Source organism: Arenimonas daejeonensis (assembly GCF_007993735.1).
Taxonomy (GTDB): domain Bacteria; phylum Pseudomonadota; class Gammaproteobacteria; order Xanthomonadales; family Xanthomonadaceae; genus Arenimonas; species Arenimonas daejeonensis.
On record NZ_CP042453.1, the window covers coordinates 2,889,754 to 2,914,508 of the forward strand.

Below are 24,755 nucleotides of genomic sequence, written 5' to 3' on the forward strand. Positions count from 1 at the left end.
CGGGCGATGGGCAACCGCCTGTCGAAGATCTACACCCGCACCGGCGACGACGGCAGCACCGGCCTGGGCGACGGTTCGCGCGTGGCCAAGGATTCGGCCCGCGTCACCGGCTATGGCACCGTGGACGAAGCGAACTCGGCGATCGGCCTGGTGCTGGCCTGCGATATCCCCGACGACGTGCGCGCGGTGCTGGTGTCGGTGCAGCACCAGATGTTCGACCTCGGCGGCGAGCTGTGCATCCGGGCCATGCCGCCATCTTCGATGCCGACATCCAGCGCCTTGAAGACCAGCTCGATGGCTTCAACGCCGACCTGCCGCCGCTGAAGGACTTCATCCTGCCCGGCGGCGGCCTGGCGGCCGCGCACTGCCACCTCGCCCGCACCATATGCCGTCGCGCCGAGCGCGAAGTGGTGACGCTGTCGCACCATGACGCCGTGCGGCCCGAGGCGATCCGCTACCTCAACCGCCTGTCCGACCTGCTGTTCGTGCTGTCGCGGGTGCTGGCACGCGCCAGCGGCCACGGCGAGGTGCTCTGGAACCACGAGCGCCGCAAGGGCTAGCGTGCTGCTCTACACGCACCCGGCCTGCCTTTCGCACGATCCCGGCGCCGGACACCCGGAATGCCCCGCCCGGCTCGAAGCCGTGCTGCACGCGCTGCGCGCCACCTTCCCGGCGCTGCCCTGGCGCGAGGCACCACGGGCATCGCGCGACGCCGTGCTGCGTGTCCACGCGCGCGCACTGGTGGCCGACGTGCTCGACACGCCCTTCGAAGGGCACCGGCGCCTGGATGAGGACACGGCCATGTCCGTCGATTCACCGGAAGCCGCGCTGCGCGCCGCCGGCGCCGGCATCGCCGCGGTGGACGCGGTGATGGCGGGCGAATCCAGCCATGCCTTCTGCGCCGTGCGCCCGCCCGGCCACCACGCCACCGGTGACACCGCGATGGGCTTCTGCCTGTTCAACGCGGTCGCGGTCGCGGCCGCGCATGCCGTGCACGCGCATGGCCTCGAGCGCGTGGCGATCGCCGACTTCGACGTGCACCACGGCAACGGCAGCCAGGACATCTTCGCGAACGAGCCGCGGGTGATGTACGCCAGCTCGCACCAGATGCCGCTGTATCCCGACAGCGGCCGTCCGGAGGAGCGCGGCGTCGGCAACATCGCCAATGCGCCGCTGGCGCCGGGCGCGGGCAGCGAAGCCTTCCGCGCCGCCTGGTCGCGCACACTGCTGCCGGCGCTGGAGGCCTTCTCCGGCCGCAGCTGCTGCTGGTGTCCGCCGGTTTCGATGGCCACCGGCTGGATCCGCTGGCCGACCTGGAGCTCGAGGCCGAAGACTACCGCTGGCTCAGCGCCGAACTGGCGGCGCTGGCCGGGCGCCACGCCGGCGGCCGCGTGGTGTCGCTGCTCGAGGGCGGTTACAGCCTGGCGGCGCTGCGCGCCTGCAGCGTGGCGCATCTGCGGGGTCTTGGCGCCTGAACGCAAGGCATCGCGTGTTGCCCCGATAGGCGCCTTGCGCCAAGCTAGCGCGTCTTTTTCCGGGAACCCCCGTGCGCCGTCCAGCCCTTCGACTGCTCCCCGTCTGCCTGGCCATGGCCTGCACCGCCCGCGCCCATAACCCGAAGCACCCACCTGGGAGCTGTGCCCCGTCACCGACGCGCTGCCGCTGTTCCAGCCGCTGCCGGAGGCGGGAACCAAGGCCGTGCGCGAAGGCCTCGCCACCGACATCAGTGCCGAACGCCTGGACGTGAGCCGGGAGAAGGTCACCGTGCTCACGGGCAAGGTGGAGCTGCAGCGCGGCGAGCAGTGGCTGGGCACCGACCAGCTGACCTACGAACACGAAGCGGAAACCTTCGTCACCGAAGGTCCCGTGAAATACCAGGATCGCGGCCTGCGCTTCCTGGCCGAAAAAGCCGAGGGCGACCAGAAGGCCGACGTGGTGCGCCTGGACAAGGTGCAGTACCAGTTCAATGAAAACGTCGGCAATGGCGCCGCCGAATCCATCACGCTGCAGGGCGACCTGGGCCGGATGGAACAGGGCACCTATTCGACCTGCCCACCGGGCCAGCGCCAGTGGGAGTTTTCCGCCAGCCGCATCGACGTGGACCAGGAAGAGGCGATGGGCACCGCGCGCAATGCCACCCTCCGCCTGGGCGGCGTGCCCGTGCTGTGGCTGCCGTACATCCGGTTCCCGACCGACGACCGTCGCCGCACCGGCCTGCTGGCGCCCAAGCTCGGCTACGACGACCGCAACGGCATCGAATACGAACAGCCGATCTACCTGAACCTGGCACCGAACTACGACGCCACGCTGACCCCGCACGTGCTGGGCCAGCGTGGCCTGATGCTGGGCAGCGAATTCCGGTACCTCAGCCAACGCCACCGGGGCGTGATCGACGGCACCTGGCTTCCAGACGACGACATCACGGGCTACGACCGTGGCCTGGGATCATGGCGCCACCTCACGAAGCTGGGGCCGCACTGGAATGCCACGGCCAACCTCAACCATGTCAGCGACGTGGATTATTTCGAGGATTTCGGCGAGTCGCTCGACTCGACCACCATCACGACCATCACCAGCCGCGCCGGGCTGTATGGCCGTGGCCTGGGCTGGAACGCCGGACTCTGGGCACAGAGCTGGCAGATCGCCAGCCCGAGCCTGCGCCCGGGTGAAGAACCCTACCGGCGCCTGCCCACCGCCGAAGTCACCTGGAACCGCCCGTTCGCCAACTGGTTCGAACTGGGGCTGCGCGCAGAGGCCACCCGCTTCCAGCACGAAACCCTCGCCGGCGGCGAACGGATGGACGTCAAACCCTACCTGCGCCTGCCGTTCGGTGGTGCATCGTGGTTCCTGACGCCGGAATTCGCGTGGCGCTACACCACCTACCAGCTCGACGACAGCCTGGTGCCCGCGAACGGGGACGACACCCCCAGCCGCAGCGTGCCGATCATGAGCCTGGACGCAGGCGCGGTGTTTGAACGCGACTTCGAATGGCAGGGAGGCGACTACCTGCAGACGCTGGAGCCGCGCCTGTTCTACCTGCACGTTCCCTATCGCGACCAGGACGACCTGCCGCTGTTCGACACCCAGCCGCTGACCTTCAGCTGGCCTGCCTTGTTCCGCGACAACCGCTTCGGCGGCGCCGACCGGCAGGGCGATGCGGACCAGGTCACCATGGCGCTCACCAGCCGCATCCTGAGTTCCCAGGATGGCCGCGAACTGATCAGCGCGAGCGTCGGCCGCATCCATTATTTCGAGCCGCCACGGGTCACCGTGCCCCGTGCGCCGCCGTTGTCCGAGGACGGCTCGGCCTGGGTCTTCGAAGCCAGCATCTCGCCCTCCGAAAACTGGAGCCTGGGCGTGGCCCAGCAGTGGGACCCCGATACGGAACTCACCGCCCTGTCGGCCGTGCGCGGCCAATGGCTTTTCGGCGACGGCGGGCTGGTGAACGCCGCATACCGTTATCGAAACGACCTGGTCGAACAGACCGACATTTCCTTCGTCGTGCCGATCGACCTGCGCTGGCGCCTGATCGGCCGCTGGAACTATTCGCTGCGCGACCAGGCCACCCTCGAAGCCCTCGGCGGCATCGAGTGGAAGAGCTGCTGCATCGCCGTGCGGGTCATGGGCCGTCGTTACCTCGCCGAAGTCGACGGCGAGGCGAATACCGGCATTTACCTTGAGCTGGAGCTGAACGGCGTCGGCAGCATCGGCCGCGACACGGACCGTCTGCTCCATGATGCTATCCTTGACTACTCCCGTTGACCCCATGGCGCCGGCCCCGGCGCCGGAGCCCGCCCCCGCATGAAGAACGCCCTTTCCACCGTCCTGGCTGCCCTGCTGGCCCTGTGTTCCACCGCGGCGCCGTCACTGGCCCAGGCCCAAGCCCAGGAACCACCGCCATCGACGGCATCGTCGCCGTCGTGGACGAGGATGTGATCCTGCGCAGTGAACTCGACCGCGCGGTCAACAACATCATGGCCCAGTACGCCTCCCAGCCTGGCCAGCTTCCGCCCCGCGACGTGCTGGAACGGCAGGTCCTCGACCGCCTCGTGCTGATGCGCCTGCAGCTGGTCCAGGCCCAGGACACCGGCATCCGCGTAAGCGACAGCGAACTGAGCCAGGCCATCCAGAGCGTGGCCACGCGCAACCGCATGACCCAGGACCAGCTGCGCCAACGCCTTGCCGCCGACGGCATCAGCTACGAGGAATTCCGCAACAGCCTGCGCGAGGAGATGCTGGTCGAGCGCCTGCGCCAGCGTTACATCCAGAGCCGCGTCCAGGTCAGCGAGACCGAGATCGACCAATTGCTGGCGCTGCGTGAAATCGGCGGCCCGGAAGTGCGCCTGGCGAACATCGTGGTCGCGCTGCCCGACGGCGCCACGCCCGAGCAGGTGGCCACCGCCCAGCGCAAGATCGAAGGCATCCGCAACGTGATCCTGAGCGGCGAACTGGACTTCCGCGCGGCCGCCATCCGCTATTCCGACTCGCAGAACGCGCTCGATGGTGGCGAGATCGGCTGGCGCGGACTCGACGCGATACCGCCCGCTTTCTCCAACATCATCCGCGGCATGAAGGCCGGCGACATCACCCAGCCGCTGCGCGGGCCGAACGGCTACCAGCTGATCCACGTCTCCGAGACCCGCGAGGCCAGCCAACAGACGGTCACCGAATACAACGCCCAGGGCCTGATGGTCCGCGTCACCCCGACGGTGCCGGTCGAGGTCGCCCGCCAGAAGATCGAGGCCCTGCACGGCCGCATCGCCGCCGGCGAGGATTTCGCGGCCATCGCGCGCGCCGAATCCGACGACACCCTCACCCGCTCCGATGGTGGCGACATGGGCTGGTTCGTCATCAACGCCTGGGGCACCGCGATCGGCAACCAGATCCAGAGCCTGGCCGACGGCCAGCTGTCACAGCCGTTCCAGAGCGCGGTCGGCTGGCATGTGGTGAGGCGCCTGGGCACCCGCGAACAGGACGTGACCGAAACGAACCGCCGCAACCAGGCGCGCGAGATCATCGCGCAGCGCAAGGCGGAAGAGGAATTCGAGCGCTTCCTGCGCCAGATCCGCTCCGAAGCCTACGTCGAGAGCCGCCTGGCGGCGCCCGAAGCGGCCACCTGACGCCGATGCGGCCCCGGCTGGCCCTGGTTGCTGGCGAGCCGGGCGGCATCGGGCCCGAACTGTGCGTGCGGCTGGCCCAGCGGCCGGTCGCCGCCGACCTGATCGCCTACGCCGCCCCGGAAACCCTGCTGGCCGCTGCCGCGGCCCTGGGCCTGCCCTTGCGGCTGCGTGAACCGGGCCAGGCCACCGCCACCGGCGAGCTGGCGCTGCACCCCATTCTCCAAGCCCACGCCCCGCATTTCGGCCATGCCGATCCGGCCAATGCGCCGGCGGTGATCGCCGCGCTGGAACAGGCCGGCGCCGCCTGCCTGTCCGGCGAACTGCAGGGACTGGTCACTGGTCCGGTGCACAAGGCCAGCATCAACGCCGGCGGCATCGCCTACTCCGGCACCACCGAGCTGCTGGCGCGCCAGGCGGGCACCGAAGTCGTGATGATGCTGGCCAACCCCTCGCTGCGGGTCGCCCTGGCCACCACCCATCTACCGCTGCGCGCCGTGCCCGATGCGATCACCGGTGATGGACTCAAGCGCACGCTGCGCATCGTGCACGCCGCACTGCGACGCGACTTCGGCCTGGTGGCGCCACGTATCGCCGTGCTGGGCCTGAACCCGCACGCCGGCGAAGACGGCCACCTGGGCCGCGAAGAACTCGACGTCATCCTCCCGGCACTGCAGGCGCTGCGCGCCGAAGGCCTGGACCTGGTCGGCCCACTGCCGGCCGACACCGCCTTCCTGCCGAAGAAGCTGGCCGGTTTCGACGCTGTGCTGGCCATGTACCACGACCAGGGCCTGCCGGTGCTCAAGCACAGCGGCTTCGAGCAGGCGGTCAACATCACCCCTGGGCCTGCCCTACCCGCGCGTGGCGGTGGACCACGGCACCGCGCTGGAACTGGCGGGACACGGCAGCGCCGACCCGTCCAGCCTGTTCGCGGCCGCCGACTTGTGCGCCCGGCTCGCGGCCCGCAGGATGCCGGCATGAGTTCCTTCAAGGCCCCCGAAAAAAGCCTCGGCCAGCACTTCCTCACCGACCGCAGCTATATCGACCGGATCGTGATGGCGGTGAACCCGAAGCCGGGCGACCGCCTGGTCGAGATCGGCCCGGGCCAGGGCGCGATCACCTTCCCGCTGCTGAAGAAACACGGCGAACTGACCGTCATCGAGTTCGACCGCGACCTGATCACGCCGCTGATGGAAGGTTCGGAGGGCGTGGGCCGCCTGACCATCATCCACAAGGACGTGCTGCAGGTGGACTTCAGCCGGCTGGCCGGCGACGAGGGCCCGCTGCGCCTGGTCGGCAACCTGCCCTACAACATCTCCTCGCCGATCCTGTTCCATGCGCTGGAACACGCCGGCGCAGTGCGCGACATGCACTTCATGCTGCAGAAGGAAGTGGTGGACCGCATGGCCTGCGGCCCCGGCACCAAGGTGTACGGCAGGCTGAGCGTCATGTTGCAGGCGTACTGCACGGTCACGGCGCTGTTCGACGTGCCGCCCGGCGCGTTCCGGCCGCCGCCGAAGGTCGACTCCGCGGTGGTGCGGCTGGTGCCGCGCGATCCCGCCACGATCGGCATCACCGATCCGGTGCTGTTCGAGAACGTGGTGCGCGACGCTTTCGGGCAACGTCGCAAGACGCTGCGCAACGCGCTTTCGCAGGTCTGCTCCGGCGCGCAGATCGAAGCCGCCGGCCTGCGCCCGGACGCACGCGCGGAGCAGCTGGAAGTGGCTGATTTCGTGAGGCTGACGGCCCATCTCGCCAAACTGCCCCCGGCCGAGCGGACTGCGTAGAATGGCGGCATGGATTCGCCCCTGCACGCCATCGAAGTGATCGTCAGCACCCGCTACCTCGACGACCAGTCGATCCCGGAGGACGACCGCTACGTCTTCGCCTACAGCATCCGCATCCACAACGTCGGCCAGGTCCCGGCCCGGCTGATCAGCCGCCACTGGCTGATCACCGACGCCAACGGCAAGGTGCAGGAGGTGCGCGGCGAGGGCGTGGTCGGCGAGCAGCCCTGGCTGCGGCCCGGCGAACATTTCGAGTACACCTCCGGCGCCGTGCTCGAAACCCCGCTGGGCACCATGCACGGCAGCTACCAGATGCTGGCCGACGACGGCACCGCTTTCGACGCCATGATCGACCCCTTCACCCTGTCCATCCCGCGGACGCTGCACTGATGGCCACCTACGCCATCGGCGACGTCCAGGGCTGTTATGACGCGCTGCAGCGGCTGCTGGAGGGCATCCGCTTCGACCCGGCCCTGGATCGCCTGTGGTTCTGTGGCGACCTGGTCAACCGCGGCGGCCAGTCGCTGGAAACGCTGCGCCTGGTGCACTCGCTGGCCATCCACAGCACCATCGTGCTGGGCAACCACGACCTGTCGCTGCTGGCCATCTCCACCCGGCGCGAAGCCGACCAGCGCAAGGTCAACCCCGACCTGCAGCGCGTGCTGTTCGCCGACGACCACGAAGTGCTGATCGGTTGGCTGCGCCGCCAGAAGCTGATGCACGTGGACCGCACGCTCGGTTTCGCCATGGTGCACGCCGGCCTGGCGCCGAAATGGACGATCAGCCTGGCCGAGGCGCGCGCGCGCGAGGTCGAGGAAAAACTGCAGGGCGACGGCTTCTTCAAGCTGGTGAAGAACATGTATGGCGACAAGCCGGCCTGGTCGCCCAAGCTCACCGGCGTGGACCGCCACCGCGCCATCATCAACGTCTTCACCCGGCTGCGTTACTGCACGCCCAGCGGCCGCATCGGTTTCGACGACAAGGGGCGCCCCGGCACCCAGAAACCCGGCATGTATCCGTGGTTCGAAGTGCCCGGCCATGCCCCGCGCGAGTTGCCGGTGGTCTGCGGCCACTGGTCCACGCTCGGCCTGTTCATGGGCCTGGGCGTTTACGCCATCGACACCGGCGCGGTCTGGGGCGGCAAGCTCACCGCGATGGAACTGGGCCAGGAACTGCGCCTCTACCAGGTCCCGGGCCGCGAAGTGCCGGCCGGCACCCGCGTCGAAGACTGAGAAATCCATCACATTTCTGGTCGCCTGCCGCGGCCGATTAGTGCCGCACCTCGGTTCAGGCGGGGTATGGTCACCCTGCCTGTCCCGCTTCAAGGAGTCGTTCCATGCACCGTTCCCTCGCCATCCTGACCCTGGCCCTGCTGCTGGCCTCCCCGGTCCTGGCGCAGACCGCCGCCGATCCCGCCATGCACATGGCGACGCTGAAATCCCAGCTCGCGCCCGGCAAGCAGATCTTCATTTCCCGCCAGATGGACCTCACGCCGGCCGAGGAAGCCGACTTCTGGCCGGTCTACGATGCCCACCAGAGCGAGCTGGCCGACCTCGTGCTGCGCCGCCGCGCCGCGGCCACGGCGTACGCCCGGCTGGCCAGCCTGGACGAGGACCAGGCCACCGAGCTGGCCGAGGAAATGGCGGAAATCGACATGGAAGAGGCCCGCCTCAACGAGCAGACCTATTCGCGCATGAGCCGCGTGCTGCCGGCGACCAAGGCCCTGAAGTACCTGCAGCTCGAGCGCCAGCTGTCCACCCTGCTGCGTTACGAGCTGGCGGCCAACACGCCGCTCTGAGGCATCCCGGCGCCCCGGCGCCGGTAGTCCACGAAGTCGAAGGCGAAAGCATGCCGCGCATCCGCGGCATGCGCTTCGCGCGCCACCGGCTCCCAGTCGTCCGCGGCCCACTGCGGGAAAAACGCATCCGCACCCTCGACCCGGGTGTGCACATGGGTCAGGTGCAGGCGGCTGGCCAGCGGCAAGGCCAGCGCGTAGACCTCGCCACCGCCGATCACCACCAATTCCCCATCCGGGCAGCCCGCACGGGCCGCGTCAAGCGAAGCCACGGCCTCCATGCCCGCGAACGGCACCTGGCCGGAACGCGTCAGCACCAGGTTGCGGCGGTCGGGCAGCGCGCGACCCAGCGATTCGGCGGTCCTGCGCCCCATCAGCACGGTCTTGCCCAGGGTCAGGGCCTTGAATCGTTTCAGGTCGTCGGGCAGCCGCCAGGGCAGTTCATTGCCGCGGCCGATCGCCAGCTGGCGATCAATCGCCGCGACCAGGACCAGCCCGCTCACACCGCCACCGGCGCCTTGATGGCGGGCAGTGGGTCGTAAGCCTCGATGGTGATGTCTTCGTAGCGCATCGCGAACAGGTCGGTCGCCTCCGGCGCCAGAACCAGCTTGGGCAGCGGCCGCGGCGTGCGAGCCAACTGCTCGCGCGCCTGCTCGAAATGGTTGCTGTAAACGTGGGCGTCGCCGAGCGTGTGCACGAAGTCGCCGACGCCCAGGCCGCAGTGCCGCGCGATCATGTGGGTCAGCAGTGCATAGCTGGCGATGTTGAACGGCACGCCCGGGAAGATGTCGGCCGAACGCTGGTAGAGCTGGCAGCTGAGCTTCCCGTCCGCCACGTAGAACTGGAACATGGTGTGGCAGGGCATCAGCGCCATCTGCGGCAGTTCGGCCACGTTCCAGGCGCTGACGATCAGCCGGCGCGAATCGGGGTTGCGCCCGATCTCGTCCACTACCCAGCGCAACTGGTCTATCTCGCGGCCATCCAGGCCGGTCCAGCGCCGCCACTGCTTGCCGTAAACCGGGCCAAGGTCGCCGTTTTCATCGGCCCACTCGTCCCAGATCGTGACCTTGTTGTCGCGCAGGTAGCCCACGTTGGTGTCGCCGCGGATGAACCACAGCAGCTCGTGGATGATCGAACGCAGGTGCAGCTTCTTGGTGGTGACGAGCGGAAAACCTTCGTTGAGGTCGTACCGCATCTGCCAGCCGAACACCGAACGGGTGCCGGTGCCGGTACGGTCGGCTTTTTCCGCACCGTGTTCCATCACGTGGCGCAACAGTTCGAGGTATTGGCGCATCAGGCGGCTCCGGGCGCCGAAGAAGGCGCAAGCGTGGGTGAATGGCGCGACAGCCAGAGCAGGAACAGCCCCAGCGCCACCAGCGGCAAGGACAGCACCTGGCCCATCGTCACCCAGCCCCAGGCGAGGTAGCTGATATGCGCGTCCGGCTCGCGGATGAACTCCACCGCGAAACGGAACACGCCGTAGAGCAGCGCGAACAGGCCCGACACCGCATAACGCGGCCGCGGCTTGCGCGAGTACCAGACCAGCACGACCAGCATCACCAGACCCTCGAGCGCGGCCTGGTAGAGCTGCGACGGGTAACGTGCGAAAGCGTCGAGCGCGCCGGAGGCGTGCAGCTCGCGCAGCTGTTCGGCCGGCAGGCGGGCGTATTCGGCCGGCAGGCTGGCGGGAAACACCACGCCGCCGTCACCCCCGGTCAACTTGCCCCAGAGCTCGCCGCCGATGTAGTTGCCGAGACGGCCGAAACCGAGGCCGGCCGGCACCAGCGGCGCGACAAAATCCATCGTGTCGAAGAAGTGCAGCTGCTGCCGGCGCGTCCACCAGGCGGCGGCCAGCATCACGCCGATCAGGCCACCGTGGAAGCTCATGCCGCCTTCGTTGATCTTCAGCAGCATCAGCGGGTTGGCCAGGAAGGCCTCGAAACCGTAGAACAGCACGTAACCCAGGCGACCGCCCAGCACGACGCCCAGCATGCCGTAGAAAAGCAGGTCGCCAAAACCTTCCTCGTTCACGCCCGGCAGCCGGCCGGCCCGCACCCGGCGACGCCCCAGCCACCAGGCGACGCCAAAGCCCAGCAGGTACATCACGCCGTACCAGTGGATGCCGTGCGGCCAGAACGGCAGGGTAACGGCCAGCGGGTCGATATCGTGCAACAGGGTCATGCGGGCTCCGGGCGGCGAAGGGACACGGCTTGGTTCGGTTGCCGGCTGACGTCCGCGTCAGCCGTGCCGTTTCTGTTTTCGCTTCGCCAGGATGTTCAGGGTCTCGACGCCGGCCGAGAAGGCCATGGCGAAGTACAGGAACTTGCGGTCGATGTGGTATTCGAAGCCGTCGGCGATCAGGGCCACGCCGACCAGGATGATGAAGGCCAGGGCCAGCATCTTCACGGTCGGGTGCCGGTCGATGAAGTCGCCGATCGGGTTGGCGGCGAACAGCATCACCGCCACCGCGATCAGGATCGCGGCGACCATCACCCAACGGTTGTTGACCATTCCCACCGCGGTGATGACCGAGTCGAACGAGAACACGATGTCGATGACGGCGATCTGGGCGATGACATAACCGAACACCGCCGAAGGCCGGGTGCCGATGTCCTCTTCCTCGCCGCGGCCCTCGACCGAGTCGTGGATCTCCATCGTGCCCTTGACCAGCAGGAACAGGCCGCCGGCGATCAGCACCAGGTCGCGCACCGAGAAGTCCTGGCCGAACAGGTGGAAGAGGCTGTTCTGCATGGTGGCCAGGTAGGCCAGCGACAGCAGCAGCAGGATGCGGGAGATGCAGGCCAGGGCCAGGCCGAACTTGCGGGCCTTGGGCCGCTGTTCCGGCGGAAGCTTGCTCACCGCGATGGAGATGAACACCAGATTGTCGATGCCCAGCACGATCTCGAGCGTGGTCAGGGTCGCCAGGGCGATCCAGATTTCGGTGCTGTACATCCATTCCATCGTGGCGAAGCCTCAGTTCAATTCAGGTAACGGGGACCGAGGATCAGGCCCCAGCAGATCAGTACGTTCATGTCGGCCAGGAACACCGCGGCCGAACCCATGTCCTTGGCGCGCCCGGCCAGTTCGTGGTGCTCCGGGCCCCAGCGGTCCACGACCGCCTCGACCGCCGAATTGAGCACTTCGATCACCAGCACCAGCATCATCGAGCCGACCAGGATCGAACGTTCGACCCCGTCGCCGCCCAGCCACAGCGCCAGCGGCGCCAGCAGCACGAACAGATAGACCTCGAGCCGGAACGAAGATTCCACGTCCCAGGTCGCACGCAGGCCCTTCATGGACCACAGGAACGCCTGCCAGGCCCGGAACGGGCTGCGCGGAGCGTGGCTGCCGGTGCTGTCCGCCATGGCCGGGCTCAGTCCTGGGAGGCGGGGCGCAGGCCGGGGATCGGCATGGAGGTCGGGCTCGGTGACGGAACGCAGGTCCGGCATTTTGCCACAGTCCGTCCTCCCGGCCCCGTGCCGGGCCGGCCCTGACCTTGTGCACTGGGGGAGCCCACCCCAGATCGGGATCATCCCCGACCCCCGATGGAGCCTTACATGTTCAATCCCGAACGCCTGCTCGGCCAGTTGATGGGCGATGCCCTCTCCGGCCAGCTCGGCGGCAAGAAGCGCAAGCGCTCGGCGTCGTATTCGTCCTCCTCGGGCCTGGGCGGCCTGATGGGCGGGATGTCCGGCGGCACCAAGGCCAAGCTGGGCCTGGGCCTGCTGGGCATCGCGGTCGCGGCCTACCAGCACTACCAGCAACAGCCCGGGGGCGGGTCGGCACCGAACCCCTTGGCCGGCACGGGCGCCGCCATGCCGCCGCCTCCGCCGGGCGCCACGGCGAGCCCACCGCCGCCTCCGCCGCCGGCCGCCTCCACGCCGGCGCGCACCGAACAGGCCATGCACCTGCTGCGCGCCATGATCACCGCCGCGCACGCCGACGGCCTGATCGACGCCGGAGAGCGTGAATCGATCCTCGGCCGCGCCCGCGAGGCCGGCCTGGACGCCGACAGCCTGCAGGCGCTCGACGCCGAGATCCGCGCGCCGTTCACGGTCGAACAACTGGTCGCGCGCACGCCCGACAACCTGCGCGCCGAGGTCTACGCCGCCGCACTCATCGCCATCACCACCGACACCGAGGCCGAACGTGCATTCCTGGACCGGCTTGCCGGCCAGTTGTCGCTCGACGAGGCGGCGCGCCGCGACATCCACGGCCAGCTCGGTCTGGACTGAACGTTTCGGGACTGAAGTCCCTCCCACAGTAATCCCTTCTGTGGGAGGGACTTCAGTCCCGACCTCCCCACACCCCCGCAAGGAGTTCGCCATGCACCAGTGGTTCCTCAGCTACAACGGCCAGCAGATGGGTCCGCTCGACCACGCCGCCGCGATCGCGCAGGCGGCGAAGAATCCGGACGGCCACTGCTGGCGCCAGGGATTCGCCGAATGGATGCCGATCAGCGCCTGCACCGAGCTGCGCGCCGAATCGGCCGCGGGCGCGATGGCCGTGCCGACGCCGCCGCCGGCGGCTTCCAGCCAGCGCAGCGACGTCATCGACTACAGGATCTACGGCGAGGACATGCAGTTCGTCGAGATCGAACTCGACCCGGGTGAAAGCGCGGTCGCCGAGGCCGGTTCGCTGATGTACAAGGAATCGGTGGTCAGCATGGACACCGTGTTCGGCGACGGCACCGCCAGTTCGGCCGGCGGCGGTTTCATGGACAAGCTGGTCGGCGCCGGCAAGCGCCTGATCACCGGCGAGAGTCTGTTCACCACGGTGTTCTCGCACGCGGGTGCCAGCGGCAAGGCCAAGGTCGCGTTCGCGGCGCCCTACCCCGGCACCATCGTGCCGATGACGCTGAGCAACTACGGCGGCACCATCATCGCGCAGAAGGACAGCTTCCTGTGCGCGGCGCGTGGCGTTCAGATCGGCATCTTCTTCCAGAAGAAGATCATGACGGCGCTGTTCGGCGGCGAAGGTTTCATCATGCAGAAGCTCACCGGCGACGGCCTGGTGTTCATCCACGCCGGCGGCACCATCATGGAACGCGAGCTCAAGCCGGGTGAACGCCTGGACGTGGACACCGGCTGCGTCGTGGCGATGACCAGCACGGTGAACTTCGACGTGCAGCCGGTCGGCGGCGTGAAGTCGATGCTGTTCGGTGGCGAAGGCGTGTTCCTGGCCACGCTGACCGGCCCCGGCAAGGTCTGGCTGCAGTCGCTGCCGTTCTCGCGCATGGCCGGCCGCATGTACGCCGCCGCCTACCAGAAGGGCGGCAGCCAGGGCGAAGGTTCGGTACTGGGCGGCCTCGGCGGCATCCTGTCCGGCGACCGCGGGTTCTGATCCAGGCGACGCCGGTCCCGCTTCCCGGAGGGAATCGGGACCGGCGCGTTTCAGTCCGACGTCCGTCGCGCCACGGTGCGGCCGAAGACTTTCCACACGCCATCCTTGCCGAGCACTTCATCGGTGATCCGGAGTTGATTCCCGGTCAGTGCATACGTGGTGCGCCCGCGTTCCGTGTCCGCATCCCCCCAGTCCACCACCACGCGGTCCGGCGTGGCGGTGGCTGCCAGCGGCAGCACCATGCCGCGCGAGTCGTACCAATGGCCGCGGCAGGCGCCGGCGGGATCGCAGAGGTACAGTGCTTCGGCGCGGAACGGCCAGGCCTGGCTGTCTTCGCCGCGCATCAGGTTCTCGAAGCGCAGGTGGCGGCCGCGGCCACCGAGACTTTCGCGGAATTCCAGCGTCACTTCGGCGGCCATGCCCCTGACTTCACCACTGCCGCGCCAGGTGCCCGCAAGTGCAGCCCAGGCCGTGGCCGGCGGCGCATCCGCGGCAACCGCCTGTTCCGACGGACGCGCGGCGGTCGGGCCTGACAGGCAGGCCGTCAACATGAGCAGCAGCAACGCACGCATCACTTCCTCCTCGGCGCGCCGGCCGGCTGGTACAAGCTGAGCGCATTGCGGTCGGGATCGACGAAGTCCAGCGTCAGGCCACCGTCAGGTGCTTCGCTGACCGGCACTACGATCTCGACGCCTTTCGCGGCCAGGGCCTCGGCGTAGTCATCGATGCCGCCATCGAGATTGAATACCACCACCGGGCTGTCGCCGGCGGTGGCCGGCCGGGCGATGAAGACCAGGGTCAGGTCGCCCAGCTGGCCCAGCCCGAACGGCCCGTCGTGGCCATCCACGGCCTGCACCGGCAGGCCGGGGTGTCGCGGTAGAAGGCCAGCGCGCGGTCGAGCACGCTTACGAAAAAGACGATGGCGCCGATCCTGCAATCCGTGAGCATGGGAGGTCCCCTCTGTGGTTCCCGCTTATCCGTTGCCGCCGGGTGGCGTTCTGTGAGCACCGCGGATCACGATCAGGTGGCCGTCGGCGTCATGGGTGCCCAGGCCGGCACGGCCCGCCAGCGCGGCCTTCAGCGCCCGCCGCACCAGGCCGAACTGCAGCTCCACCGCGCGCGCCGGATCGCGCAGGTAGGCAAGGGCCTGGGCTTCGGCGCGCTGCGCCGGCGGCAGCTCGCCCAGGGCCTTGCGGATGCGGGTCAGACGCTGGCGGAAGGCAGTGTCGGGTATGCCCAGGATCCAGCGGATCTCGTCGGCATCCAGGCCGTGCAGGGCGAGCACCGCGACGCGACGCGCGGCCGGCGGCAGCTGGCGCAGCAGCGGGTTCGGGACGATGGGACGCGGTTCGGCGAGCCCAGCAGCGTCGGCTTCGGCCACCGCCGCTTCGCGCCGGCGGCGGCGCACCGCCGTGCGTGCGGTCATCGCCGCCTGGTGGCGCAATACGCCGTCCAGCCAGGCCGGATCCTCGCGTCCGGCCTCCAGCGCGGCCAGCAGCGTGTCCTGCACCAGGTCGTCGGCGTCTTCGGGCCGGCGCGACAGGCGCCGCGCGCGGGCGCGCAGTTTCCGGTAGCTGGCCAGGTCCATCGGGCGATTCTGCCCGATCCGGCCCGGACGGCGCCTAGTCCTCGCGGAACACCGCGGTGCCACGGCTGCCGTCGGGCTTGATCCAGCCGCGGTACATGCCGCTGGTATTGAAGGGCATGGCGATGTTGCCCTCGCGGTCGAGCGCGATCGCGCCGCCGTCGCCACCCAGGCGCGGGATCTCGCCGTTGATGACTTCCTCGGCCGCGGCGGCCAGCGTGTCGCCGCGCAAGGCCACGCGCGCGCAGATCGAGGACGCGGCGGCGGTGCGGAGGTAGAACTCGCCCCAGCCGGTGCCGGATACGCCGCAGCGGTCATCGGCCCAGGTTCCCGCGCCGATGACCGGCGCGTCGCCGATGCGGCTCCAGCGCTTGTTGGTCATTCCGCCGGTGGAGGTGGCGGCGGCGATGCGGCCCTGTGCATCCAGCGCCACCGCGCCGACGGTCCCGAAATAGGTGCCGGGCGCCTGGGCCTGGCCGGCGCGTTCGCGTTTTTGCGCCTCCTCCAGCTGCTGGCGGCGGCGATCGGTGTCGAACCAACGGTTGAAAACGCGAACGATCTCCGGCCGAGTATCGGCAAACGCCTCAGCGCCCAACCCGGCCAACATGACGTGAGGCGAATGCTCCATCACCGCCCGCGCCAACCGGATGGGATTGCGCACGGTGGTCACACCGGCGACCGCACCCGCACGCCGCGTATGGCCTTCCATGATCGCCGCATCCAGCTCGTGCCCGCCCTCGGCGTTGAACACGGCGCCCTTTCCTGCGTTGAACCAAGGAGACTCCTCGAGGCTGACCACCGCCGCACTCACCGCATCGATCGCGCTGCCCCCCGCTTTCAAGACATCATTCCCGGCATCCAACGCCGCATCCAGCGCCTTCCGCACCTCCCGCTCATCCTTCGGACTGAGCGCCTTGCGCTCGATCACCCCGCGCCGGCATGGATGACCAGGGCGGTGCGGGGCGCTTCGGCATGGACGTTCATGGCGGTCAATCCCAGGATCGAGGCGAGGACGATACGGATCATGCGGGCTCCAGCGTGTCTGTGTTTGCTGAGCTTACCCCCCACTGCGCCCAGCAGCAGCGACATTGTCGTCCTCGGCGCGGCCGGGTGAAACCCGGCCAGGGTTCAGCCCGGCGTCACCTGCTGCGGGAACCGGATGCTGGCCGTGGTGCCACGGCCGGGCTCGCTTTCCAGGCGCACCGGCCAGCCGTAGCGATGCGACAGGCGCTGCACGATGGACAGGCCGATGCCCTGCCCGTCCTTCTTGCGGTCGCCGGCGCGGTAGAAGGGCTCGAACACGCGCGTGAGTTCATCCGAACTCATGCCCACGCCGGTATCGGCGACGGTGATCGCGCCGTGGCGCACCGTCACGGTGATGCTGCCTTCGTCGGTGTAGTGGCAGGCATTGCGCAGCAGGTTGCCCAACAGCACCGACAGCACCCGGGCGGGCGCATGCAGGCTGAAGTCCGATTCCAGCACCAGGCGAATGCGGACGGGCTTTCCGGCCAGTTGCAGCCGCGCCTTCTCGACTTCCTCGGCCACCACCTCGCTGACGGCGAAGTCGTCGTCGGGCAAGCCGGTGTCGCCCTCGCGCGCCAGGATCAGAAAAGCCTCGATCAATGCCTCCATGTCGCGGCCGGCACCACGGATGCGGGTCAGCGCGCGGCGCGACATCGGCGACAGGCCCTCGTCGCCGTCCATCATGTCGCCGGCGATGCGGATCACGGTGAGCGGCGTGCGCAGCTCGTGCGAAGCGTCGCGGGTGAAGTCGCGCTCGCGCTCGACGAAACTCTCGATGCGGCTGGCGAAGTCGTGCAACGAGGACGCCAGCACCAGCGTCTCGCCCTCGACGTCCACCGGCAGGTTCTCCGGCCTGAGCGCACTGGCTTCTGGTTTTTTCGGGTCCCAGCGCTGCACCTGGCCGGCCAGCCAGATCACCGGCGACACCGCGCGCTTCGACGCACGATAAGTGGACCAGGCGATGATGTAGATCACCACCAGCACGATCGCCAGTGGCGCCATGCCGAACCAGAACGCCAGGCTGTCCACCTGCTCCTGCTTGAACAGCAGGTACAGCAGGTGGCCGTTGCCGTCGCGTTCGACCAGCACCAGCGACCCACCCTGCGAACGCGGCAGGCTGTGGAAACCGACCGGCAACGTCCTCAACGGCTCGGGCAGCATCGCCTTGCTGCCGCCGGCGGGCACCAGGAAGCCGGTCATGTTGTAGGTGTCGGGCACCTGTGCGCCGGCATCGACCTTCAGTCGCTGCCAGTAATGCCCGGCTTCTTCCTGCAGCGCTTGCTGGATCAGCACGTGCTTGAGCACCGCCGACGCGCCGTACACGCCCAGTACCGCCGCGAACGAGATCGCCGCCGCCTGCAGGATGAAGGCGACCCATATCTTGCGGCGCAGGCCGGTGCGCTGGTTCGGCATGCTCAGGCCGGCGGCGCGTCGAGGTCGGCGATGCGGTAGCCGGCGGTCTGCACCGTGTGCAGCAGGGGTCGGTCGAAGGGTCGGTCGATGGCCTTGCGCAGGTTGTACAGATGGCTGCGCAGGGTGTCGGAGTCGGGCAGGCCGTCGCCCCATATCTCCCGTTCGATGTCGCGGCGGGTGACCACGCGCGGCGATTCGCGCATCAGGATGGTCAACAGGCGCAGGCCGATGGGCGACAGCGCGATCTCCTGGCCGGCGCGGGTGACGCGCAGGCTGGCGGTGTCGAGCACGAGGTCGGCCACCTTCAGCACCTCGGCGCTGACCTGGCGGCGGTCGCGGCGGATCAGGGCACGCACGCGGGCCTCGAGCTCCTGGATGGCGAAGGGTTTGACCAGATAGTCGTCGGCGCCGGCTTCCAGGCCGTTGACCTTGTCGCTGAGGGTGTCGCGCGCGGTCAACATCAGCACCGGGGTGGACTTCTTGGCCTCGTTGCGCAGCTTGCGGCAGACCTCCAAGCCGTCCAGGCGCGGCAGCATGAGGTCCAGCACGATCACGTCATAGCTGTTGTCGGCGGCCAGGCGGAAGCCGTCCATGCCGTCGCCGGCATAGTCCACGCCGAAGCCCTTGGACCAGGTATTCGCCGACCATCTCGGACAGGTTGCGGTTGTCTTCCACCACCAGGATCAATCCGGCCGGGTCATCGCGTCGCATGGGGGTCTCCTCGCTGGCCTGAAGGGGGCGCCTTCATCTTTGTGAAGAGTAAACCCGCGACCAGGTGAGACGGGCGTGAAGCCGGTGTGCCCGCCGTGTCGAGGGCCTGCGGCGGGGTACTGCCCGGCCGCTGCGCCGCGCTTTAGCATTCGCCATCCCCGGCGCCGCCGGGGCCCACCAGGACCCCACCCATGCCGAGCTTCGGCGCCTACCTCACCCCGATCCTGCTGCTGCTCGCCTCGAACGTGTTCATGACCTTCGCCTGGTACGGGCACCTGAAATACAAGGCCAGCCCGATCTGGATCGTCATCTTCGCCAGCTGGGGCATCGCCTTCTTCGAATACTGCCTGCAGGTGCCGGCCAACCGCATGGGTCACGCGGTCTATTCGGCGCCGCAGCTCAAGGGCATCCAAATCCTGACCCTGCTGGTCTTCGCCGGCTTCTCGATCTGGTACCTGGGCGAGCAGATCAAGTGGAACCACATCGCCGGCTTCGCACTGATCGTGGTCGCGGCGTTCCTGATCTTCCTGGAGTGAGTGCCCGGATCAGAAGCTGATCTTGCCGGTCAGCATGTCCTTGAACATCACCCAGTCGCCCGCGAACGAATAGAAGGGGTGTTTGAAGGTGGCCGGCTTGTTGTGCTCGAAGAAGAAGTGCCCGACCCAGGCGAAGGCGTAGCCGCTGACCAGGGCGCCCAGCAGCCACCACGGGTTGAGCGTCACCAGGGCCGCGGCGAAAAACCCAGCGCCATGCAGCTGCCGACGAAATGCAGGCGGCGGCAGGTGCGGTTGCTGTGCTCGCCCAGGTAGAAGGGATAGAACTCGCTGAAGCTCGCGAAAGCCTGGCTCATGGGGCAACTCCGGGACGCCTGCGCCGATTGTTCGCCAAGCCCGGGACCGGGGCAAGTCAGCCGGCCTTTTCCTCGGCCTTGGCGCGGTTCCAGTAGGCGTCCTGGGCGTCCAGGCCCAGCGAGGACAGCGTGATGCCGTCGGCGGCGGCCAGCTGTTCCATGCGCCGGAAGCGACGTTCGAACTTGTGGTTGGCGCGACGCAGCGCCGCACCGAAATCCACCTTGCCATGCCGGGTGAGGTTGGCCACCACGAACAGCACGTCGCCCAGTTCGTCCTCCAGCCGGTCGCGCGCGGTTTGATCGCCCGCGGCCAGGGCGTCGAACTCGACCCGCACCTCCTCGATCTCCTCGTGCAGCTTGGCGATCACCGGCGCCGGCCCGGGCCAGTCGAAGCCGACCGTCGCCGCGCGCTTCTGCAGCTTCACCGCGCGCTGCCATTCCGGCAGGCCGCGGGCGATGCCGGCCAGTACGCTGGTGTCGGAATCACCGCGTGCCGCACGCTCCTGCCGCTTGAGGTCTTCCCAGTTCGCCAGCTGCGCCTCGGCGTCAGCCTGGGCGGCGGCGTCGCCGAACACGTGCGGATGCCGGCGGACCATCTTGTCGTTGATCGCCGCGGCGACGTCCTTGAAGGCGAAATGCCCGGCCTCTTCCGCCATACGGGCATGGAACACCACCTGCAGCAGCAGGTCGCCGAGTTCGTCGCGCAGTTCGGGCATGTCGCCGCGCTGGATCGCGTCGGCCACTTCGTAGGCTTCCTCGATCGTGTAGGGCGCGATGGTGGCGAAGTCCTGCTTCACGTCCCAGGGGCAGCCGCGTTCGGGATCGCGCAGGCGCGCCATGATCGCGATCAGGTCGTCGATCTCAGCCATGCGGCGGGCCGTCCAGCCAGTCGCGCCAGGGCAGCGTGGTGTCGCCCAGGGCGATGAAGTCGGGGTTGAGGATGTTTTCCTTGCGGTTGTAGTCCAGCGGCGTGCCGTCCAGGCGCAGCACGGCGCCGCCGGCGGCCTCGAGCACGCACTGCGCGGCCGCGGTATCCCACTCGCTGGTCGGTCCGAAACGCGGATAGACGTCGATGCGGCCCTCGGCGATGCGGCAGAACTTCAGCGACGAACCCAGGCCGTGGCGTTCGCATTCGCCCATGCGCTGCAGCGCCGCAGCGGTGCGTTCGTCCAGGTGCGAGCGGCTGGCGGCCACGCGCAGCGGCGCGGTCGCCGGCTGGCGGGTGACGATGGCGATGTCCCGGCCGGCTTCGCGCAGGAAGGCGCCCACACCCTGTTCGGCATGCAGCAGGTAGTCGAACACCGGCGCGTACACCACGCCCAGCACCGGCCGGCCGTCTTCCACAAGGGCGATGTTGACGGTGAACTCGCCGTTCTTCTTCACGAACTCGCGGGTGCCGTCCAGTGGGTCCACCAGCCAGTGCCGGGGCCAGGTGCGGCGCACGTCCCAGGGGATGTCGGCATCTTCTTCGCTCAGTACCGGGATGTCCGGCGCCAGCGCACGCAGGCCATCGACGATGATGCGGTGCGAGGCCAGGTCGGCCTGGGTCAACGGCGACTTGTCATCCTTGTGCTCGACCGAAAAATCCTGGGCATACACCTCCAGGATGGCGGCGCCGGCGGCGCGTGCGAGTTCGATGCAGGTTTCGCGGTACGGGCTCAAGATCGGGTCCTCAGGATTTCGCGGACGATGAACAGAGCGGCCAGCGAGCGACCCTCGGAACAGTCATCCAACAGCATCAGCTCGTTCAGTGCGTCCAGCCGCCAGGGCACGACTTCGAGTTCCTCCGGTTCGTCGCCGGGCAGGCGCTCGGGATAGAGGTCTTCGGCCATCACCAGGTGGATCTCGTGACTCATGTAGGTCGGCGCCAGCGTGATCGCGCGCAGCCGGGTGAGCTTGCGGGCCCCGAAGCCGACTTCTTCCTTCAGCTCGCGGTTGGCCGCATCCAGAACGTCCTCGCCCGGGTCCATGCGGCCCTTGGGCAGGCCCAGTTCGTAGCGATGGGTGCCGGCCGCGTATTCGCGGATCAGCAATACCGTGTCCGGGTCGGGCAAGGCGGCGATGATCACCGAACCGTGGCCACCGCTCTTCAGGCGTTCGTAGCGGCGGCGTTCGCCATTGCTGAATTCCAGGTCCAGGGTTTCGCGCCGCCCGTCGCTGCCGTGTTCCTCGCGCCGATGGATGATCGGAAGCGGGCGCATCAGCAGGCGGCCTCGAGGCGCGGGCGGCGGGAAGGGATGGGCATGGACGGATTCTAGCGGCTGCCCGCCCCGCCGTCGCGCCGGCGTGGACAGGGCCGGCCGTGGCGCGGATCATCCGCGCATGGAATCCACCGACCCCGCCCGCCTAGCCGAGGCCGAGGCCTGGCGCGCCCGCGACCTGGCCGTGGTCTGGCACCCCTGCACCCAGATGAAGGAGCACCCGGACACGTTGCCGCTGGTGCCGATCCGCCGCGGCCGCGGCGCCTGGCTGGAGGGCGTGGACGGCCGGCGCTATCTCGACGCGGTCAGCAGCTGGTGGACCAACCTGTTCGGCCACGCGGAGCCACGCATCGCCGATGCCATCGGCGCCCAGGCGCGCGAACTGGAACACGTGATCTATGCCGGGTTCTCGCACGCGCCCGGCCTGGCACTGGCCGAGGCCCTGGTGGCGAAGGCGCCCGCCGGGCTGGAGCGCGTGTTCTACGGCGACAACGGTTCGGCGGCGGTCGAGATCGCGCTGAAGATGAGCTTCCACAGCCATGCCAACCGTGGCGACCACCGCCGCACGCGTTTCATCGCGCTGGGCAACGGTTACCACGGCGAAACCCCTTGGCGCGCTGTCGATGGGCGACATTCCCCTTTATCGCCGCGTGTATGCGCCGCTGCTGCTGGAGCCGCTGTTCGCGCCCTCGCCCGACGCCTACGAGGCCGAGCCCGGCGAAAGCGCCGAGGCCTGCGCCCTGCGCCGTGCCGGGCAACTGGAAGCCGTGTTCGCGGCAAACGAGGGCCAGGTCTGCGCCCTGATCCTCGAGCCGCTGGTGCAGTGCGCCGGCGGCATGCGCATGTTCCATCCTGCCTACCTGCGCCGCGCCCGCGAGATCTGCGACGCGCACGGTGCGCACCTGATCGCAGATGAGATCGCCGTTGGCTTCGGCCGCACGGGCACCCTGTTCGCCTGCGAGCAGGCCGCCATCTCGCCGGATTTCCTCTGCCTGTCCAAGGGCCTGACCGGCGGCTTCCTGCCGATGTCGGCGGTGCTGACCACGCGCGCGGTGTACGAGGCCTTCCTGGACGATTCGCGCGAGCGCGCCTTCCTGCACTCGCACAGCTACACCGGCAACCCGCTCGGTTGCGCCGCGGCGCTGGCGTCGCTGGCCATCTTCGACAGTGACGACGTGCTGGCGCGCAACCGCGGCACGGCGGCGCGCATGGCGACGCTGGCGACACCGCTGGCCGCACACCCCAACGTGGCCGAAGTACGGCAGACCGGAATGATCCTGGCCTTCGAACTGGTGGCGGACCGGCGCACGCGCCAGCCCTTCCCCGCCAGCGACCGCCGCGGCCTGCGCGCCTACCGGCATGCACTGACCAGGGCGTGCTGCTGCGCCCGCTGGGCGACGTGCTGTACTGGATGCCGCCCTACTGCGTGGGCGAAGCGGAACTCGCGCATCTGGCGGCAGTCACAGCCTCGGCGATCGAGGAGGCCTGCCGCCCATGAGGATCATCCGCTGCTTCGTGGACCAGCCGCTGGCAACCGGCCAGGTGATCGCCCTGCCCGAGGACGCCAGCACGCACCTGCTGCGCGTGCTGCGGCTGGCGCCGGGCGACGAGGTGGTGCTGTTCAACGGCGACGGCCACGACTATGGCGCCCGCCTGCTGTCTGCGGCCAAACGCGGCGCCGAGGCCGAAGTGCATTCACGCCAGGACGCCGGCAACGAATCGCCGCTGCACATCACCCTGGCCCAGGGCATCGCCCGCGGCGAGAAGATGGACCTGGTGCTGCAGAAGGCGACCGAACTGGGCGTGACGGCGTTCGCGCCGGTGGTGACCGAACGCACCGAAGTGAAGCTGGACGCGGAACGCGCGGGCAAACGCATCGCGCACTGGCGCGGCGTGCTGGCCGCCGCCTGCGGCCAGAGCGGTCGCGCGCGGCTGCCGACGCTGGCCGAACCGGTGTCCCTGGCCACCTATGCCGCCGGCGAAACCGCCGACCTGCGCCTGGTGCTGGACCCGCAGGGCCAGCACCGCCTGCCCGACCTTCCATTGAAACAGGGGCAATCCGTGGCTTTGGCGGTGGGACCGGAAGGCGGCCTGTCGGAACGCGACCTCGCCACCCTGCGCGCCGCCGGTTTCGTCGGCCTGCGCCTGGGCCCCCGCATCCTGCGCACCGAAACCGCCGGCCTCGCCGCCATCGCCGCCCTGCAATCCATCTACGGCGACCTCGGCTGACGCACAAGAGGAAGCCCCCTTGGTAAGGGCGCGCCGAAGGCGCGGGGATTGGTAGTAATGAGTCGGGGCCCACGATTCGCGTAGCGGATCGTGGGAGTTCCTGGGCGAATGCCCGGGAACTACTCCCCCTTGGTAAGGGGCGCGCCGAAGGCGCGGGGATTGGTAGTAATGAGTCGGGGCCCGCGATACGCGCGCAGCGGATCGTGGGGATTTCAATGCGAATGCATTGAGATCACGCCGCCTGATCCAGCGCTTTTGGATCATCAGCTCGAGGCTGAGCAGATCGGGCACTGCCGCCGGATCGTCGTTGAGCGTGACGCGCGAATGCACGCCCAGCGGCAGTTCCTTGATCTCGTGCGATTCGACCAGGGTGGTGGTGGACACCGTCACCAGGCGCGGGAAGCCCTGCGACAGGACCGCGAAGAACGGCAGCTTGCTGTTGCCGCCGAGCGCCTTGAGCACCGCGACCTTGGCGCCCAGGTGGCCGTCTTCCTGCGACCAGCCCGCCAGGCGCGAGAACGACAGCAGCGGCAGGCGCCAGCCGCGCCAGCGCACGCGTCCGAGCAGCCAGTCGGGAGCGTTCTCGACCGCTTCGGGTTCGGAGTAGGTGATGACCTCGGCCACGCTGGCGTTGGGCAGCAGCAGGCGGCCGTTGGTGACGGTGATCAGGACGCCGCGGATGTCGCGCTGGGAATTCATGA

At 68.8% G+C, this 24,755-nt stretch carries 23 protein-coding genes and 7 pseudogenes; 14 read left to right on the forward strand and 16 right to left on the reverse strand.

The window, feature by feature from the left end; translation table 11 throughout:
• Positions 1–6: 6 nt before the first annotated feature.
• The 9 genes and pseudogenes from FRZ33_RS14240 to FRZ33_RS14280 all read left to right on the forward strand — a co-directional run bounded on the left by FRZ33_RS14240 (position 7) and on the right by FRZ33_RS14280 (position 8,702).
• Positions 7–560, forward strand: a pseudogene (locus FRZ33_RS14240) (cob(I)yrinic acid a,c-diamide adenosyltransferase).
• Position 561: 1 nt separating this feature from the next.
• Positions 562–1,475 (forward strand): annotated as a pseudogene (locus FRZ33_RS14245) (histone deacetylase family protein).
• 223 nt (positions 1,476–1,698) lie between these two features.
• Positions 1,699–3,762: an LPS assembly protein LptD gene (gene lptD / locus FRZ33_RS14250; RefSeq protein WP_146910433.1), complete on the forward strand. Its 2,064-nt coding sequence runs from the start codon at positions 1,699–1,701 to the stop codon at positions 3,760–3,762.
• A gap of 158 nt (positions 3,763–3,920) precedes the next feature.
• Complete coding sequence (locus FRZ33_RS14255) at positions 3,921–5,120, forward strand: peptidylprolyl isomerase (protein WP_265468645.1); 1,200 nt, start codon at positions 3,921–3,923, stop codon at positions 5,118–5,120.
• Between the two features lie 5 nt (positions 5,121–5,125).
• Positions 5,126–6,098 (forward strand): annotated as a pseudogene (gene pdxA / locus FRZ33_RS14260) (4-hydroxythreonine-4-phosphate dehydrogenase PdxA).
• The gene (gene rsmA, locus FRZ33_RS14265; RefSeq protein WP_146910434.1) at positions 6,095–6,904 is read left to right on the forward strand and encodes a 16S rRNA (adenine(1518)-N(6)/adenine(1519)-N(6))-dimethyltransferase RsmA; all 810 of its coding nucleotides are present in this window, start codon (positions 6,095–6,097) and stop codon (positions 6,902–6,904) included. The pseudogene pdxA and the gene rsmA overlap by 4 nt, the downstream one beginning before the upstream one ends.
• Positions 6,905–6,913: 9 nt before the next feature.
• Complete coding sequence (gene apaG, locus FRZ33_RS14270) at positions 6,914–7,294, forward strand: Co2+/Mg2+ efflux protein ApaG (RefSeq protein WP_146910435.1); 381 nt, start codon at positions 6,914–6,916, stop codon at positions 7,292–7,294.
• Positions 7,294–8,136, forward strand: a complete 843-nt coding sequence (locus tag FRZ33_RS14275; RefSeq protein ID WP_146910436.1) for a symmetrical bis(5'-nucleosyl)-tetraphosphatase — start codon at positions 7,294–7,296, stop codon at positions 8,134–8,136. Before apaG ends, FRZ33_RS14275 begins: the two co-directional genes overlap by 1 nt.
• A gap of 104 nt (positions 8,137–8,240) precedes the next feature.
• Positions 8,241–8,702, forward strand: coding sequence for a hypothetical protein (locus FRZ33_RS14280; protein ID WP_146910437.1), 462 nt, complete (start codon positions 8,241–8,243; stop codon positions 8,700–8,702).
• On the opposite strand, the gene FRZ33_RS14285 is transcribed toward FRZ33_RS14280, so the two are convergent.
• From FRZ33_RS14285 to FRZ33_RS14305, 5 genes are read right to left on the reverse strand one after another with little or no spacing between them, the layout of a single operon-like run.
• On the reverse strand, positions 8,672–9,193 hold the full coding sequence (locus FRZ33_RS14285; RefSeq protein WP_146910664.1) for a dihydrofolate reductase: 522 nt from the start codon (positions 9,191–9,193) through the stop codon (positions 8,672–8,674). The two genes, FRZ33_RS14280 and FRZ33_RS14285, sit on opposite strands and share 31 nt — an antisense overlap.
• A gap of 5 nt (positions 9,194–9,198) precedes the next feature.
• The gene (locus FRZ33_RS14290; protein ID WP_146910438.1) at positions 9,199–9,993 is read right to left on the reverse strand and encodes a thymidylate synthase; all 795 of its coding nucleotides are present in this window, start codon (positions 9,991–9,993) and stop codon (positions 9,199–9,201) included.
• Positions 9,993–10,880: a prolipoprotein diacylglyceryl transferase gene (gene lgt, locus FRZ33_RS14295; protein WP_146910439.1), complete on the reverse strand. Its 888-nt coding sequence runs from the start codon at positions 10,878–10,880 to the stop codon at positions 9,993–9,995. Before lgt ends, FRZ33_RS14290 begins: the two co-directional genes overlap by 1 nt.
• Before the next feature lie 57 nt (positions 10,881–10,937).
• Complete coding sequence (locus tag FRZ33_RS14300; protein WP_146910440.1) at positions 10,938–11,660, reverse strand: TerC family protein; 723 nt, start codon at positions 11,658–11,660, stop codon at positions 10,938–10,940.
• A 17-nt stretch (positions 11,661–11,677) separates the two neighbouring features.
• Entirely contained in the window at positions 11,678–12,064 is a 387-nt protein-coding gene (locus FRZ33_RS14305) for a diacylglycerol kinase (RefSeq protein WP_146910441.1), read from the reverse strand.
• A 192-nt stretch (positions 12,065–12,256) separates the two neighbouring features.
• Here FRZ33_RS14305 and FRZ33_RS14310 point away from each other — a divergent pair, with 192 nt between their 5' ends.
• Both FRZ33_RS14310 and FRZ33_RS14315 read left to right on the forward strand, forming a co-directional pair.
• Positions 12,257–12,934: a DUF533 domain-containing protein gene (locus FRZ33_RS14310; RefSeq protein ID WP_158637246.1), complete on the forward strand. Its 678-nt coding sequence runs from the start codon at positions 12,257–12,259 to the stop codon at positions 12,932–12,934.
• Between the two features lie 91 nt (positions 12,935–13,025).
• Positions 13,026–14,042: a TIGR00266 family protein gene (locus FRZ33_RS14315; RefSeq protein ID WP_146910443.1), complete on the forward strand. Its 1,017-nt coding sequence runs from the start codon at positions 13,026–13,028 to the stop codon at positions 14,040–14,042.
• A 50-nt stretch (positions 14,043–14,092) separates the two neighbouring features.
• Here the strand turns inward: FRZ33_RS14315 and FRZ33_RS14320 are convergent, their stop codons facing one another.
• From FRZ33_RS14320 to FRZ33_RS14345, 6 genes and pseudogenes are all read right to left on the reverse strand, one after another.
• On the reverse strand, positions 14,093–14,614 hold the full coding sequence (locus FRZ33_RS14320) for a hypothetical protein (RefSeq protein WP_146910444.1): 522 nt from the start codon (positions 14,612–14,614) through the stop codon (positions 14,093–14,095).
• Positions 14,614–14,898: a VOC family protein gene (locus FRZ33_RS14325; RefSeq protein ID WP_158637247.1), complete on the reverse strand. Its 285-nt coding sequence runs from the start codon at positions 14,896–14,898 to the stop codon at positions 14,614–14,616. The genes FRZ33_RS14320 and FRZ33_RS14325 overlap by 1 nt, the downstream gene beginning before the upstream one ends.
• A gap of 117 nt (positions 14,899–15,015) precedes the next feature.
• A complete protein-coding gene (locus FRZ33_RS14330) occupies positions 15,016–15,630 on the reverse strand; it encodes an RNA polymerase sigma factor (protein ID WP_146910446.1) in 615 nt (204 codons plus the stop codon).
• Positions 15,631–15,664: 34 nt separating this feature from the next.
• The gene (locus tag FRZ33_RS14335; protein ID WP_227977932.1) at positions 15,665–16,555 is read right to left on the reverse strand and encodes an isoaspartyl peptidase/L-asparaginase family protein; all 891 of its coding nucleotides are present in this window, start codon (positions 16,553–16,555) and stop codon (positions 15,665–15,667) included.
• 200 nt (positions 16,556–16,755) lie between these two features.
• Positions 16,756–18,063: a sensor histidine kinase gene (locus FRZ33_RS14340; protein WP_146910447.1), complete on the reverse strand. Its 1,308-nt coding sequence runs from the start codon at positions 18,061–18,063 to the stop codon at positions 16,756–16,758.
• Positions 18,064–18,065: 2 nt separating this feature from the next.
• Positions 18,066–18,774 (reverse strand): annotated as a pseudogene (locus FRZ33_RS14345) (response regulator transcription factor).
• 191 nt (positions 18,775–18,965) lie between these two features.
• Here FRZ33_RS14345 and FRZ33_RS14350 point away from each other — a divergent pair.
• On the forward strand, positions 18,966–19,310 hold the full coding sequence (locus tag FRZ33_RS14350; RefSeq protein ID WP_146910448.1) for a DMT family protein: 345 nt from the start codon (positions 18,966–18,968) through the stop codon (positions 19,308–19,310).
• Positions 19,311–19,319: 9 nt separating this feature from the next.
• Here FRZ33_RS14350 and FRZ33_RS14355 read toward each other — a convergent pair.
• From FRZ33_RS14355 to nudE, 4 genes and pseudogenes are all read right to left on the reverse strand, one after another.
• Positions 19,320–19,624 (reverse strand): annotated as a pseudogene (locus FRZ33_RS14355) (Mpo1-like protein).
• Positions 19,625–19,680: 56 nt separating this feature from the next.
• Complete coding sequence (gene mazG / locus FRZ33_RS14360) at positions 19,681–20,493, reverse strand: nucleoside triphosphate pyrophosphohydrolase (protein ID WP_146910449.1); 813 nt, start codon at positions 20,491–20,493, stop codon at positions 19,681–19,683.
• Complete coding sequence (gene cysQ / locus FRZ33_RS14365) at positions 20,486–21,289, reverse strand: 3'(2'),5'-bisphosphate nucleotidase CysQ (RefSeq protein WP_146910450.1); 804 nt, start codon at positions 21,287–21,289, stop codon at positions 20,486–20,488. Before cysQ ends, mazG begins: the two co-directional genes overlap by 8 nt.
• A complete protein-coding gene (gene nudE / locus FRZ33_RS14370) occupies positions 21,283–21,825 on the reverse strand; it encodes an ADP compounds hydrolase NudE (protein WP_146910451.1) in 543 nt (180 codons plus the stop codon). Before nudE ends, cysQ begins: the two co-directional genes overlap by 7 nt.
• 121 nt (positions 21,826–21,946) lie before the next feature.
• Between nudE and bioA the strand changes: the two are divergent.
• Both bioA and FRZ33_RS14380 read left to right on the forward strand, forming a co-directional pair.
• A pseudogene (gene bioA, locus FRZ33_RS14375) lies at positions 21,947–23,323 on the forward strand (adenosylmethionine--8-amino-7-oxononanoate transaminase).
• Positions 23,320–24,054 (forward strand): 16S rRNA (uracil(1498)-N(3))-methyltransferase, encoded by a 735-nt coding sequence (locus FRZ33_RS14380; RefSeq protein WP_146910452.1) that lies wholly within the window; start codon positions 23,320–23,322, stop codon positions 24,052–24,054. Before bioA ends, FRZ33_RS14380 begins: the two are co-directional and overlap by 4 nt.
• A 459-nt stretch (positions 24,055–24,513) precedes the next feature.
• On the opposite strand, the pseudogene FRZ33_RS17880 reads toward FRZ33_RS14380, so the two are convergent.
• Positions 24,514–24,753: pseudogene (locus tag FRZ33_RS17880) on the reverse strand (chemotaxis protein CheW); the annotation flags it as partial.
• Between the last annotated feature and the right edge of the window lie 2 nt (positions 24,754–24,755).

Bases quoted from the DNA above. Each gene is read 5' to 3' on its own strand.
- FRZ33_RS14290 (WP_146910438.1), bottom strand. From the start codon at position 9,993: ATGCGCCAATACCTCGAACTGTTGCGCCACGTGATGGAACACGGTGCG.
- apaG (WP_146910435.1), top strand. From the start codon at position 6,914: ATGGATTCGCCCCTGCACGCCATCGAAGTGATCGTCAGCACCCGCTAC.
- FRZ33_RS14305 (WP_146910441.1), bottom strand. From the start codon at position 12,064: ATGGCGGACAGCACCGGCAGCCACGCTCCGCGCAGCCCGTTCCGGGCC.
- FRZ33_RS14380 (WP_146910452.1), top strand. From the start codon at position 23,320: ATGAGGATCATCCGCTGCTTCGTGGACCAGCCGCTGGCAACCGGCCAG.
- FRZ33_RS14310 (WP_158637246.1), top strand. From the start codon at position 12,257: ATGTTCAATCCCGAACGCCTGCTCGGCCAGTTGATGGGCGATGCCCTC.
- FRZ33_RS14315 (WP_146910443.1), top strand. From the start codon at position 13,026: ATGCACCAGTGGTTCCTCAGCTACAACGGCCAGCAGATGGGTCCGCTC.
- FRZ33_RS14340 (WP_146910447.1), bottom strand. From the start codon at position 18,063: ATGCCGAACCAGCGCACCGGCCTGCGCCGCAAGATATGGGTCGCCTTC.
- lgt (WP_146910439.1), bottom strand. From the start codon at position 10,880: ATGACCCTGTTGCACGATATCGACCCGCTGGCCGTTACCCTGCCGTTC.
- FRZ33_RS14275 (WP_146910436.1), top strand. From the start codon at position 7,294: ATGGCCACCTACGCCATCGGCGACGTCCAGGGCTGTTATGACGCGCTG.
- mazG (WP_146910449.1), bottom strand. From the start codon at position 20,493: ATGGCTGAGATCGACGACCTGATCGCGATCATGGCGCGCCTGCGCGAT.
- rsmA (WP_146910434.1), top strand. From the start codon at position 6,095: ATGAGTTCCTTCAAGGCCCCCGAAAAAAGCCTCGGCCAGCACTTCCTC.
- nudE (WP_146910451.1), bottom strand. From the start codon at position 21,825: ATGCGCCCGCTTCCGATCATCCATCGGCGCGAGGAACACGGCAGCGAC.
- FRZ33_RS14330 (WP_146910446.1), bottom strand. From the start codon at position 15,630: ATGGACCTGGCCAGCTACCGGAAACTGCGCGCCCGCGCGCGGCGCCTG.
- FRZ33_RS14320 (WP_146910444.1), bottom strand. From the start codon at position 14,614: ATGCGTGCGTTGCTGCTGCTCATGTTGACGGCCTGCCTGTCAGGCCCG.
- FRZ33_RS14300 (WP_146910440.1), bottom strand. From the start codon at position 11,660: ATGGAATGGATGTACAGCACCGAAATCTGGATCGCCCTGGCGACCCTG.
- FRZ33_RS14350 (WP_146910448.1), top strand. From the start codon at position 18,966: ATGCCGAGCTTCGGCGCCTACCTCACCCCGATCCTGCTGCTGCTCGCC.
- FRZ33_RS14280 (WP_146910437.1), top strand. From the start codon at position 8,241: ATGCACCGTTCCCTCGCCATCCTGACCCTGGCCCTGCTGCTGGCCTCC.